Below are 11,862 nucleotides of genomic sequence, written 5' to 3'. Positions count from 1 at the left end.
GTAGTGCTCGACGCGTTCGCGGCTCGGGGTGGCTACCTGCACCATAACAGCGTCGGGGACTGTCAACTTTCCGTCAGCCAGCAACTCGCGGAAGGCCTTGAGGCGCAACTCGATGCCCTTGGTGTAGTCCAACCGGTCCACGCCCAGGATGATCGTCCGCGGGTTGCCCAGCTCCTCGCGGATCTCCTTGGCCCGGGCCTGGATCGCCGGGTCCGCGGCCAGCCGCTCCATCTCCTTGGTGTCGATGGAGATGGGGAAGGCGCCGGCCTTCACCTGGCGGCCGTCCACCTGGATCATCTGCCCCTCGTAGCGCAGGCCGAGCAGGTGCCGGGCCAGCCGGACGAAGTTCTGCGCAGCCAGCCGCTGCTGGAACCCGACCAGGTCGGCACCGAGCAGGCCGCGCAGGATCTCGGTGCGGAACGGCATCTGCATGAACAGCTCGATCGGCGGGAACGGGATGTGCAGGAAGAAGCCGATCCGCAGGTCGGGGCGCAGTTCCCGGAGCATCGCCGGCACCAGTTGGAGCTGGTAGTCCTGGACCCACACCGTCGCACCCTCGGCCGCCACCTCCGCCGCCGCCTCCGCGAAGCGGGCGTTGACCAGGCGGTACGCCTCGCGCCAGCGGCGCTTGTAGGCGGGCGTCTCGACGGCGTCGTGGTAGAGCGGCCAGATCGTGGCGTTGGACTGCCCCTCGTAGTAGCGCTCCAGCTCCTCGGCGCTCAGCGGCACCGGATGCAGCCGGATGCCCTCCAGATCGAACGGCTCGGGGGCCGCGCCGGTGCCGCCGGCCCACCCCACCCAGGTGCCGTGGTGCTCAGCCAGGACGGGATGCAGCGCGGTGACCAGCCCGCCGGGGCTGCGTCGCCACTGCCGTCCCTCGGGTGTGCTCACCTCGTCGACCGGCAGTCGGTTCGCCACTACGACAAAGGAGCTACGGACGGTCACGATCTGCCACCTCCGGGTGCTGACGGGTCCCACCGCGATGAGCGTACTGAGCGTAGCTGCGGCGTCTGTTCCCCCGTGCCGGAGTCACCTACCCGTCCCAGACTCGCCGAACCACGAACGTGATCATGCTGACAGGTCAGCCGCCCATCGGCGGCCCGGGGGTGGTGCGATTGCCCTGCCGTACGGCCGGGCGGGGCGATGTGGGGAATGCCCGGCGTACCTGTCAGGATTGATGATGGCGTGCGCGCGGCCGGTTCCCGGCCTGCGGCGGCCGGCGGCGGTCGCGGCCTGCGCCCCGCACTCGCAATTCGGCGATCGCAACCCGACGGAGGTAGCCCGCACCGTGGCCCAGTTCATCTACGTCCTGGAGAAGGCGCGCAAGGCGCACGGCGACAAGGTCGTGCTCGACAACGTGACGCTGAACTTCCTGCCGGGTGCCAAGATCGGTGTGGTCGGTCCGAACGGCGCCGGTAAGTCCAGCCTTCTCAAGATCATGGCAGGCTGGGACCAGCCGAGCAACGGCGAGGCCCGCCTCATGCCCGGCTTCACCGTCGGCATGCTGGCCCAGGAGCCGCCGCTCAACGACGCCAAGACCGTCCTCGGCAACGTCGAGGAGGCGGTCGCGGAGACCAAGGCCAAGCTGGAGCGGTTCAACTCGATCGCCGAACAGATGGCCACCGACTACTCCGACGAGCTGATGGAGGAGATGGGCAAGCTCCAGGAGGAGTTGGACCACCTCGACGCGTGGGACATCGACTCCAAGCTCGAACTGGCGATGGACGCGCTGCGCTGCCCGCCGCCGGAGGTCGACGTCACCCAGCTTTCCGGTGGCGAGCGCCGCCGGGTGGCGCTCTGCAAGCTGCTGCTGGAGGCGCCCGACCTGCTGCTGCTCGACGAGCCCACCAACCACCTGGACGCGGAGAGCGTGCAGTGGCTGGAGCAGCACCTGGCCAAGTACGCGGGCACCGTCATCGCCATCACCCACGACCGGTACTTCCTGGACAACGTGGCCAACTGGATCCTGGAGCTGGACCGGGGCCGCGCCTACCCGTACGAGGGCAACTACTCCACCTACCTGGAGAAGAAGGCCGCCCGGCTGGCCGTCGAGGGCCGCCGCGACGCCAAGATGAAGAAGCGGCTGTCCGAGGAACTGGAGTGGGTCCGCTCCAACGCCAAGGCTCGGCAGACCAAGTCCAAGGCCCGCCTCGACCGGTACGACGAGATGGCCGCCGAGGCGGAGAAGACCCGCAAGCTGGACTTCGAGGAGATCCAGATCCCGCCGGGCCCGCGTCTGGGCAACACGGTCATCGAGGCGCAAAGCCTGACCAAGGGCTTCGGCGACCGGGTGCTCATCGACGGCCTGGAGTTCTCGCTGCCGCGCAACGGCATCGTCGGCATCATCGGGCCGAACGGCGTCGGCAAGACCACCCTGTTCAAGACCATCGTCGGGTTGGAGCAGCCGACCGACGGCTCGGTCAAGGTCGGCGAGACGGTCTCGCTGTCGTACGTCGACCAGAACCGGCAGGGCCTGGACGGGGACAAGACCGTCTGGGAGATCGTCTCCGACGGGCTGGACCACCTGATGGTCGGCAAGGTCGAGATGCCGTCGCGGGCGTACATCGCCGCGTTCGGGTTCAAGGGGCCGGACCAGCAGAAGCCGACCAAGGTGCTCTCCGGCGGCGAGCGTAACCGGCTCAACCTGGCCCTGACGCTCAAGATCGGCGGGAACGTGATCCTGCTCGACGAGCCGACCAACGACCTGGACGTGGAGACCCTGTCCAGCCTGGAGAACGCGCTGCTGGAGTTTCCCGGCTGCGCCGTGGTGATCTCCCACGACCGGATGTTCCTGGACCGGGTCGCCACGCACATCCTGGCCTGGGAGGGCGACGACGAGAACCCGGCCAAGTGGTTCTGGTTCGAGGGCAACTTCGAGGCGTACGAGAAGAACAAGATCGACCGGCTCGGCGCCGAGGCGGCCCGTCCGCACCGGGTGACGTACCGCAAGCTGACCCGCGATTGAGCGGGGCCGATCGCCTTGGCTGACCGGTTTGTCTACCAGTGCACCCTGCGGTGGTCCGACCTGGACGCGTACGGCCACGTCAACAACGCCCGCTTCCTCACCCTCTACGAGGAGGCTCGGGTGGCGTTGATGTTCGTCGGTGCCCGGGCACAGGGGGTCGACTCGTTCGCCGACGGTGTGGTGATCCGCCGGCACGAGGTCGACTACCTGCGTCCGGTCGACTACGCCCTGAGTCGGGCCACCGCCGAGGCGGCCCCCACCGTCCGGATCGAACTGTGGGTGGAGCAGATCCGGGCCGCTTCCTTCACGATCGGCTACGAGATGTACGACGGTGACCTGCTGGTCAGCCGGGCGAGTTCGGTGCTAGTCCCGTTCGACCTGGCCCAGCAGCTGCCCCGGCGGCTCAGCGACCCGGAGCGCACCTTCCTGCTCGGGTACGCCCCGAACGGGGGCGCGGCGTGAGCGACCCCAGCACCCCGGACACCGCTGGCGGGTCGGCACCGCCTGCCGGTGCGGGGCACGGCATCGCCGGCGTCGACGACGCGGGGGCCTTCCTGGCCCGGCTCGTCCGGTTGGAGCGCGCTGCCCTGGTCCGACTGCGTCCGGCTGGTACGCCCACCCGTACCGCCCTCTGGGCCCGGCTGCCGTGGGGGGTGCTGGCGGTGCGGACGGTCCCCGGCGCGGGTGCCGGGGACGTCACTGTCGCCGCCGGGGAGTTGCTCGCCGAGTTGGCGGCCGGCGGCGCCGCGCTGCCCGCCCGCCAAGACGCGCGGTGGCGCTGGGCGTTGCCGCCCACCGCCAGCCGGCCCGTGGAGACGTTGCCGGGCGGGGAGCTGCGCCGGCTCGCCGAGGCGGCGGCGGGCACCCTGCGGGAGGCCGCCGCGCACGGGGTGGCCGGTCGGGCGGTCGGGCAGCGGGCCCTGCGGGACGCCCTGCTGGATCACGTGGCGGTGGTGGTGACCCCCGACGACGAGCCCGGCCGTCCGGTGGAGGTGACTCAGCGGATGGTGCAGGGGCTGGTCCGGATGGGCTTTCTGGGCCCGCTCGACGGGCCGCCGGGGTCGGACGGGGTTCAGGTCCGGGCGGCTGGCCGATGGGTTGGCCTGGTGGGACCGTACGGAGCCGTCTGGTCGCAGAAGGCCACTGATCTTGTCGTACGGCCCTCTGCGGCTCATGCGAACGGATGACCACCCATCATCCTTCTGGGTTTGGGCTAGCGTTGGGGGGGTGCTTCGTTCCGGCTGTCCGGGTACCGTCCATCCTCGGATCCAACCCACCGTAGGCGACTGGATCCGCTGGGGAGTGAGGTGCGCGAGCGATGCCGTGGTGGTCATGGCGCCCCGGTCCCGCCAGTGGCGGTGACCCGGAAACTCGAAGCAGGATCACGGTGGAGGGTGCCGTCCGGGTCGGACTGCCGACGCCCCGCCAGCCCGAGGAGGAATGTCCGGGCGGGGAGCATCCGTTGATCGCCGACATGCCAGCCACCGTCGAACCGGTCACCCTGCGCCGGATCTGCGACGCGCTCGACCTGCTCGACGTGCGCTACCTCGCCGACGGGGACGGCAACCTGTTGGCCATGTGGGAGCGGCACGCCGTGCTGGTCACTCTGGAGGGCCCCGACGACGAGATCCTCGTGCTGCGGGCCCGGCCGCACGCGACGGTGCCGCCGGACTGGGCGGACCGGGCCTACCGGGTGGTCAACGAGTGGAACCACACCCGGCGCTTCTGCAAGGCGTACGTGGGTGACGCCACCGAGCGGGGCCAGTTGCCGATCTACGCCGAGTTGCAGGTGCCGCTCGCTGCCGGCACCCATGACGCGCTCCTGGTCGAACTGCTCGACTGCGGAGCGGCGGTGTCCACCAGCTTCGTCGACTGGCTGCACGACGAGGGCGCCCTGCTCTGAACGCGACCGGCCGCCGGTCCTTCCGTCCGCCCGACCACCGGTCGGCCGGACGGGCGGACGGGCGTCACGCGGGGGCCGCGGGGTCCTCCATCACGTTCACCATGAAGAACGCCGCCCGCTCCAGGTAGTCCCAGAGTTCGGTGGCGATCGCCGGGGGCAGGTCGAGGGTGTCGACCGCCCGCCGCATGTGCCGCAACCAGGCGTCGCGTTCGGCCACGCCGATCCGGAACGGCGCGTGCCGCATCCGCAGCCGGGGGTGCCCCCGTTGGGCGGAGTACGTGTTCGGGCCACCCCAGTACTGGATGAGGAAGAGCCTCATCCGCTCGGCGGCCGGCCCCAGATCGTCCTCCGGGTACATCGGGCGCAGCAGCGGGTCGGTGGCGATACCGGCGTAGAACTCGTCGACCAGCTTGCGGAACGTGGGCTCGCCGCCGACGGCGTCGAACAGCGTGACCGCCTCGCCGCGGGGCTGGGACTCAGCTGCGGGATTCACCGTTCCATCCTGCCAGGCGCCAGCGGCCGGCGGCCCGGCCGGGACGCGCGGGTGACGGTGGTTCAGGTCACCGCGTGGCGTGGCCGGCCCGGCCCCAGGTGCCCGGCTTCCGGTTCCCCGGACGAGGCATCCGGCTGCGACAGGCCGGCGGAGGCGCGCCGGGCCGCGTCGACGGCGGCCGTGACGGTCTGCCGGTCGGGCCAGTGCAGGGCCACGAGCGACATCAGCACCACACCGGCGGCGCTCCACAGCCCCACCACGATCGGGATCGGGTACCGCTCGGCGAGCAACCCGGTCACCAGCACCGCCAGGCCCTGGATGACCTGGACGCCGGTGGCCATCACACCGAAGGCCCGGGCCCGGAAGCCGTCGGGAAGGGCCTGGACGAAGAGTCCGTTGGCCATCGGCAGGATGCCCGCGACCGCGAACCCGCAGGCGGCGGCGAGCAACGCCACCACCGCCGGCGGTGGGTCGAGCAGCGAGGGCACCAGGATCAGCGGGGCGAAGACGGCCAACGGTCGCAGCAGGACCAGCCGGCGGGCGGGGGCGACGGCGCGCCCGACCAGCAGCCCGCCGAGGATGAACCCCACCGGGCTGGCGGACATGATCAGGGCCTGTGCCATCCCGGCGTGCATGCTGGCATCGGCGCTGTCGTTCGCCCAGGCGGCGGCCAGCCCTTCGGGCACGATGGAGAAGAGCATGGCGCTGAAGACCAGCACGGCGATCGCCCGCAGCACCGGCGTGCCGAACACCATCTGGAACCCGGCGGCGGTCTCCCGCAGCAGGTGACTGCGATGCTTGCTGGTCATCGTCGGCGGCCGGTCGTGGACGCCGAGGCGGACGAGCACGGCCGACAGGGCGAAGGTGCCCGCGTTCATCAACAGCGCTGCGGTGGGGTTGACCGTCGCCACGGCGGCGCCGAGCAGGTAGCCGACGACCTGGGCCGCCTGCCCCACACTGACGTTGATCGAGAGCCCGACGACGAGCCGGTCCCCGGGCAGGATCAGCGGCATCAGCGCGGAGCGGGCGGCCTGGCTCGGTGGGTTCGCCAGGGTGGTGACGAACAGCAGCGCCAGGATCACCGGCACCGGCAGCCCGCCGAAGGCGACGACCAGCATCAACGCCATCCGGATGAGGTCGCAGACCACCATGACCTGCCGGTAGCGGTGCCGTTCGGCGACGGTGGCCAGCAGCGGCCCGCCGATCAGCCAGGGCAGGTAGCTGACCGCGAAGGCGGCGGCCGACAGCGCGACGGACTCGGTCTCCCGATAGACGAGGAGGGTGACCGCCGCCTTGGCGACGTAGTCGCCGATCCAGGTCAGCGTGCTCGCCGCGAAGACGGCACGGTACTCACGCTGGGCGAAAACTTCACGGAAGGTGGCCGGGCCTTCCGGAGAAGGTCGCTCGTCGGACACCATCGCCTCCATCGTCCCGGTGGCAGGCCACTCGTGACGGCCACCCCGGAACCATCGTCAGATCTACGGATCAGCGAGGACATGACCACGCTTGGGAGCGCGTGCACGTGCACGTGCACCGGATTCTGCCCGATCGTCTGACAACTGGCTAGGGCGAACGGTCAGATCGTCGCATCTCCGACTGAACGAACGGACGATACCGTCGGGGCCGCTCGGCCGCGACCCCCGCCGGTCGGCTCAGGTAGCCCCGCCCTGACCGGTGTCGGTATCGCTCTGAGTAGGTACGCCGGGGAAGAGGCGCCCGGCCGCGATCCGCGCGGTGATGCCCGAGTTCTCCAGTGCCTCGGCGAGCCGGCGGCGCAGTTCCCGACCCACCGCGAACTGTCCCTCGGCGGTGGTCTTGACCACCGTGCGGATGACCGTGCCCTCCACCGTTACCTGTTCGACGCCGAGCACCTCCGGCGGCTCGACGATCGACGGTGCCAGTTCCGGATCCACGGCGACCGAGGCGGCGGCGGTACGCAGCACCGCCGTGGCCTCCTCGGTGCCGGCGAAGCCGATCGGCAGGTCGATCACCACCAGCGCCCAGCCCTGGCTCTTGTTGCCCACCCGGACGATCTCGCCGTTACGGATGTACCAGAGCACGCCCCGCCCGTCGCGGACGGTGGTGACCCGCAACCCGACCGCCTCCACCACGCCGGTCGCCTCGCCGAGGTCGACGTTGTCGCCGACCCCGTACTGGTCCTCGATCAGCATGAACAAACCCGCGATCAGGTCCTTCACCAGGCTCTGCGCGCCGAAGCCGAGGGCCACGCCGGCGATGCCCGCGCTGGCCAGCAGCGGCGCCAGGTCGAAGCTGAACTCCTTGAGCACCATCAGCAGGGCGATGCCGAAGATGAAGGCCGTGGTCAGGCTGCGCAGCACCGAGCCGATCGCCTCGGCGCGCTGCCGGCGGCGTTCCGGGACGAATTCGCCGGGCTCCGTGGCGGCGGTCGGGATCCGCTCGCGCAGCGGGCGGAGCATGGTCGGCACCCCGGCGTCGGTGGTGGTCCGCACCAGCCGGCGGATCGTCCGGTGCACCAGCCACCGGGCAGCCACCGCCAGCAGCACGATCAGGATGATCCGCAGCGGCTTGACCAGGATCCAGTAGCTGCCCTCGGCGAACCACACCGAGTCGGAGAACTTCCATACCCACTGGCATACGACCTCGTCCAGGCATTCCGGGCTGGGCGTCTCGGTCGGCTCGACCGGCGCCGGGCTGGGCGCGGTGGGGATGAGGCTGAGGATGCTGACGGTCACCCTGTTTTCGTACCGCAACCACCCGGCGGTTCCGCCGCCGACCCACCGGCCGGTGACGCCGGACTCCGCACCGGCCCGCCGGACCCCGCCGGGCATCGCCGGGCGGAAAGCTCCACCAGGTACCCGGGATTAGTACGTGCATTCGCGGGCCCGATCAGGGACGATTGGTCAACGGACGTCGGTGATCCGGCCGGCGTCGACGTGGTGCCCGCCTGTGTCCGGCACCGGTCGGCGGTGGCGAGCTGAAAGCCGCTTGACCGGGAGGGTGACGCGATGCCTGACATACGACCCACGGTGGGCTCCGGCGCGCTGGTCCTCAACGCCACCTACGAGCCGCTGTGTGTCGTATCGGTACGTCGTGCCGCGATCCTCGTGCTCTCCGCCAAGGCGGTCTGTGTCGCCGACGGCGAGGGCATCCTGCACAGCGCCCGCAGCGCGCTGCCGGTGCCCTCGGTCGTCCGGCTCACCCGGTTCGTCCGGGTGCCGTACCGCACCCATGTCGGCCTGTCCCGCCGCGCGATCTTCGCCCGGGACGGCTGGCGTTGCGCCTACTGCCGGGGGCCGGCCGAGACGATCGACCATGTCTTCCCGCGTAGCCGGGGCGGCCGGCACGCCTGGGAGAACGTGGTCGCGGCCTGCGCCAGGTGCAATCACACCAAGGGCGACAAGACCCCGGCCGAGCTCGGGTGGCGGCTGCACTCGCCGCCGGCCGCGCCGAAGGGGATGGCGTGGCGGGTGCTCGGCCACCGGGCGCCCGACCCGCGCTGGGCCGACTGGCTCGACCTTCGCGAGCCGGAAGCCGCCTGATCCGGGCCGGAAGCCGCGTGACCCGAGCCTGCGGCTGCCTGACCTCAGCGCGCCTGCACCAGCGAAGCGAACACCACCACGTTGTCCGCGTAGCCGGTCGGCCCACCGACCCAGCGTCCGCCGCAGGTGATCAGCCGCAACTCGGGCCGGCTGAAGTCCCCGAAGACCTCGTCCGCCGGCAGGGCCTCCTTGTCGTACCGGCCCACCCGGTTGACCTCGAAGACCGCCACCGAGCCGTCCGATCGGGCCACCTCGACCCGGTCGCCGGCGCGTAGCTCCCGTAGCTTCTGGAAGACCGCCGGGCCGGTCGAGGTGTCGACGTGGCCGACGATGACGGCCGGGCCGTACTGGCCGGGGGTCGGACCCTGGTCGTACCACCCGGCCTCCTGGGCCCGTTCCGCCGGCGGCGCGGCGATGCTGCCGTCCGGCGCGAGGCCCACGCTGTGCACCGGCGCGTCCAGATCGATCTTGCTGATCGCCAGGCCGACCGGCTCGCTCGCCGGCAGCAGCGGAAACTTCTTCGGCGGGGGTGCCAGCCCGGCGATGAACCGGTCGGGCAGCAGGCTCACCCCGGTCAGCCGCTCGACGCCGAGCATCGTGATGATCAGCAGCATCAGGGTGCCGATCACCAGCACCGGCACCCCCGGATTGGAGCGGGCCCGCCAGCGGGCCCCGGCCGACCAGGTGTGGCGCGGCTTCGGTGGCAGCGGTGCGGCCGACGGGTCGGGCGTGGCGACGCTGGCCGACCCCATCTGCGCGGCGGCCCGGCCGAACCGGCCCGCCGCCGCGGCCATCACCCGCCGCCAGGCACGGGGTGCCGGGCGGACGGCGGGCCGGGCCGGGCGTGGACCCGGTTCCGGCGTGGGTACGCGGACGCCGGTCATGGCGATGGTGGGTCAGGAGCCGCCGGCCCGGCGTCGGCTGCTGAACAGCCCGAATACCACTGCTGCGGCCACCGTCGCGGCACCGCCGAGCAGCAGCATCGAGCCCATGCTCCGGCCCGCGGTGCCGCCGCCACCGGTCGCCGGGCCCTTGGTGGGCTGTTCCATGTTCAGCACGGTCAGGGTGGTGCTGGCCGTCTGGCCGTTGCTACAGCGCAGGTTCACCGGAAAGTCCCCGGCGGGCTTGTTGCCCGGCACGGTGGCGTCCCCGGTGAGGAAGCCGTTGTCCGGCCGGAGAATGACCCGGGGAAACGCATCCGAGGTCACCTCGGCCTGCCGGTTGTTGGCGTTGTCGCAACTGGCGCGGATGTGCACCCGGGAACCGGCCTGAACGGTGTTCGGTGTCACCTCGACGAAGGTGTTCTCACCCGCCCGGGCCGGTGCTGCGCCGACCAGGACGAACGCCCCGATCAGTACGAACGCCCCAAGCAGTCGGACGATGGTCGACGGGGCGTGGAGCACGCCTCCGTACTGTCGCAGACCCCGCATGATCCTCCCTCCCGGCACCGGTGCACCGGTTCCTGCTGGGGCGACCCGCGTGCTTTCCCTCTGCTCAGGCGGCTAACCCGCACCGCCGCGACCGCTCAACGGGGTGACCGGCTGCCAGTCGAGCGGGGTGGAGAGCACCATCGTGCTCGACGGCTGGCCGTACGGAGCGAGCCGGTCGATGACCGCCTCGAACGCACCGATCGAACCGGTTGCCACCTTCAGCACGCTGCACGCGTCGCCGGTGATCCGGTGGATCTCCAGGATCTCCGGCCAGCCGGCGACGTCCGGGTCGTGCAGGATGCACCGGGCGCCGTAGCAGGACATCCGGATCAACGCGACCACCGTGCGACCGGCGCGGGTCAGGTCGACGTGGGCGTGGTAGCCGGTGATCACCCCGGCCTCCTCCAACCGGCGCACCCGCTCGGCCACCGCCGGCGGGGAGAGATGCACCCGCCGGGACAGCTCGCTGAACGACAACCGCGCGTCGGCCTGCAACTCGCGGAGCAGGGCCCAGTCCATCTCGTCCACGCTCCGACCTTACGTGCGACAAGCCAACCCTGGCCAGCGCCTTATGTTCGGTAGGTCGGTCGGCGGAAGCGCCGTTGAACAGGCATTCCATCCGGCGTTCCCACCAGGAGATCATGACTGGACGGATGCCAGGAAGGAGGCGGACGCATGGAGCAGACCGAGCTGCGCCCGGAAACCCGGACGGCGGTGCGCCCGGTCACGGGGCGACAGCGCGCGGCCCGTGCCGCCCGCAACGGCGGCGAGCCGACCCTGGAGTTCGCCGAGCGGGTGCCGTACGACGCGTACGTGCAGGCCAGCACGCTGCACCGGCTGCAACAGCCGCTGAGCACCGACCCGGGCGAGATGTCCTTCCTGATGGTCAGCCAGATCATGGAGCTGTACTTCGGGCTGACCTGTCACGAGCTGCGGGAAACGGCCCGGCTGCTGCGCGCGGACCGGGTGTGGGAGGCACAGGCCCCGCTGCGCCGGGCCGCGCTGCACCTGGAGGGGCTCAACGCCGCCTGGCGCGGCCTGCGCTGGATGACCCCGGCCGACTTCAACCGCTTCCGCAACCTGCTCGGCGAGGGTTCCGGCTTCCAGTCGGCCATGTACCGGCAGTTGGAGTTCCTGCTCGGGCTGCGCGACCCGGCGCTGATCCGCCCATTCCGCCGGCATCCCGAGGTGTTTGCCGAGCTGACCGCGGGCCTGGCCACGCCGAGCGTCTGGGACGAGGTGGTCGCCCTGCTCGCCCGGCACCGTCACGACCTGCCCGCCGAACTGCTCGCGCGGGACGTGGCGACCGAGCATGAGTCGCACCCCGCGGTGGAGGCGGCCTGGGTGCGGATCTACGCCGACGCCGGCCCGGACAACCACCTGCGGCTGCTCGGCGAGGCGTTGACCGAGGTGGCCGAGCAGTTCGGCGACTGGCGACACCACCACATCAAGGCGGTACAGCGCACCATGGGTGCCAAGGTCGGCAGCGGCGGCTCCGCCGGACTGGCGTGGCTGCAACGCAGCATGGCCCGGGTGGTCTTCCCCGAGCT

At 71.3% G+C, this 11,862-nt stretch carries 13 protein-coding genes; 6 read left to right on the top strand and 7 right to left on the bottom strand.

What is annotated here, in order from left to right; genetic code table 11:
- A partial coding sequence (locus AB0M52_RS21930) for a trehalose-6-phosphate synthase (RefSeq protein ID WP_363956593.1) occupies window positions 1-945 on the bottom strand: 945 nt, incomplete at its 3' end.
- Between the two features lie 343 nt (window positions 946-1,288).
- Between AB0M52_RS21930 and ettA the strand changes: the two genes are divergently transcribed.
- The 4 genes from ettA (at window position 1,289) to AB0M52_RS21910 (ending at window position 4,868) form a co-directional block, all read left to right on the top strand.
- A complete protein-coding gene (gene ettA, locus AB0M52_RS21925) occupies window positions 1,289-2,965 on the top strand; it encodes an energy-dependent translational throttle protein EttA (protein WP_363956599.1) in 1,677 nt (558 codons plus the stop codon).
- A gap of 15 nt (window positions 2,966-2,980) precedes the next feature.
- A complete protein-coding gene (locus AB0M52_RS21920) occupies window positions 2,981-3,427 on the top strand; it encodes a thioesterase family protein (protein ID WP_363956590.1) in 447 nt (148 codons plus the stop codon).
- Window positions 3,424-4,152 (top strand): hypothetical protein, encoded by a 729-nt coding sequence (locus AB0M52_RS21915; protein ID WP_363956587.1) that lies wholly within the window; start codon window positions 3,424-3,426, stop codon window positions 4,150-4,152. The genes AB0M52_RS21920 and AB0M52_RS21915 overlap by 4 nt, the downstream gene beginning before the upstream one ends.
- A 131-nt stretch (window positions 4,153-4,283) precedes the next feature.
- Window positions 4,284-4,868: a YbjN domain-containing protein gene (locus AB0M52_RS21910; protein WP_363956585.1), complete on the top strand. Its 585-nt coding sequence runs from the start codon at window positions 4,284-4,286 to the stop codon at window positions 4,866-4,868.
- A gap of 64 nt (window positions 4,869-4,932) precedes the next feature.
- Here AB0M52_RS21910 and AB0M52_RS21905 read toward each other — a convergent pair whose 3' ends face one another.
- The 3 genes from AB0M52_RS21905 to AB0M52_RS21895 all read right to left on the bottom strand — a co-directional run bounded on the left by AB0M52_RS21905 (window position 4,933) and on the right by AB0M52_RS21895 (window position 8,075).
- Window positions 4,933-5,361, bottom strand: a complete 429-nt coding sequence (locus AB0M52_RS21905) for a globin (protein ID WP_363956582.1) — start codon at window positions 5,359-5,361, stop codon at window positions 4,933-4,935.
- Between the two features lie 62 nt (window positions 5,362-5,423).
- Entirely contained in the window at window positions 5,424-6,779 is a 1,356-nt protein-coding gene (locus AB0M52_RS21900) for an MFS transporter (RefSeq protein ID WP_363956579.1), read from the bottom strand.
- A gap of 234 nt (window positions 6,780-7,013) precedes the next feature.
- Window positions 7,014-8,075: a mechanosensitive ion channel family protein gene (locus AB0M52_RS21895; protein WP_363956576.1), complete on the bottom strand. Its 1,062-nt coding sequence runs from the start codon at window positions 8,073-8,075 to the stop codon at window positions 7,014-7,016.
- A gap of 273 nt (window positions 8,076-8,348) precedes the next feature.
- On the opposite strand from AB0M52_RS21895, the gene AB0M52_RS21890 reads away from it, so the two are divergent.
- A complete protein-coding gene (locus tag AB0M52_RS21890) occupies window positions 8,349-8,882 on the top strand; it encodes an HNH endonuclease (protein ID WP_111213351.1) in 534 nt (177 codons plus the stop codon).
- 44 nt (window positions 8,883-8,926) lie between these two features.
- Here AB0M52_RS21890 and AB0M52_RS21885 read toward each other — a convergent pair whose 3' ends face one another.
- The 3 genes from AB0M52_RS21885 to AB0M52_RS21875 form a co-directional block, all read right to left on the bottom strand.
- Window positions 8,927-9,676: a class F sortase gene (locus tag AB0M52_RS21885; protein ID WP_363956596.1), complete on the bottom strand. Its 750-nt coding sequence runs from the start codon at window positions 9,674-9,676 to the stop codon at window positions 8,927-8,929.
- 102 nt (window positions 9,677-9,778) lie between these two features.
- A complete protein-coding gene (locus AB0M52_RS21880) occupies window positions 9,779-10,312 on the bottom strand; it encodes a hypothetical protein (RefSeq protein ID WP_363956574.1) in 534 nt (177 codons plus the stop codon).
- A gap of 72 nt (window positions 10,313-10,384) precedes the next feature.
- Window positions 10,385-10,840, bottom strand: coding sequence for an Lrp/AsnC family transcriptional regulator (locus tag AB0M52_RS21875; protein ID WP_363956571.1), 456 nt, complete (start codon window positions 10,838-10,840; stop codon window positions 10,385-10,387).
- 147 nt (window positions 10,841-10,987) lie between these two features.
- On the opposite strand from AB0M52_RS21875, the gene AB0M52_RS21870 reads away from it, so the two are divergent.
- Window positions 10,988-11,862: tryptophan 2,3-dioxygenase family protein (locus AB0M52_RS21870; RefSeq protein WP_363956568.1), on the top strand; the 875-nt coding region annotated here is incomplete at its 3' end.

This window comes from Micromonospora sp. NPDC051296 (assembly GCF_040682255.1).
Lineage (GTDB): Bacteria > Actinomycetota > Actinomycetes > Mycobacteriales > Micromonosporaceae > Micromonospora > Micromonospora craterilacus.
Note: the sequence above shows the minus strand (reverse complement) of the source record. Positions and strands in the feature narration are given on the sequence as shown.

Excerpts from the sequence above, each read along its gene's own strand:
- AB0M52_RS21910 (WP_363956585.1), top strand. The coding sequence starts at position 4,284 with ATGCCGTGGTGGTCATGGCGCCCCGGTCCCGCCAGTGGCGGTGACCCG.
- AB0M52_RS21900 (WP_363956579.1), bottom strand. The coding sequence starts at position 6,779 with ATGGTGTCCGACGAGCGACCTTCTCCGGAAGGCCCGGCCACCTTCCGT.
- AB0M52_RS21890 (WP_111213351.1), top strand. The coding sequence starts at position 8,349 with ATGCCTGACATACGACCCACGGTGGGCTCCGGCGCGCTGGTCCTCAAC.
- AB0M52_RS21885 (WP_363956596.1), bottom strand. The coding sequence starts at position 9,676 with ATGGCCGCGGCGGCGGGCCGGTTCGGCCGGGCCGCCGCGCAGATGGGG.
- AB0M52_RS21880 (WP_363956574.1), bottom strand. The coding sequence starts at position 10,312 with ATGCGGGGTCTGCGACAGTACGGAGGCGTGCTCCACGCCCCGTCGACC.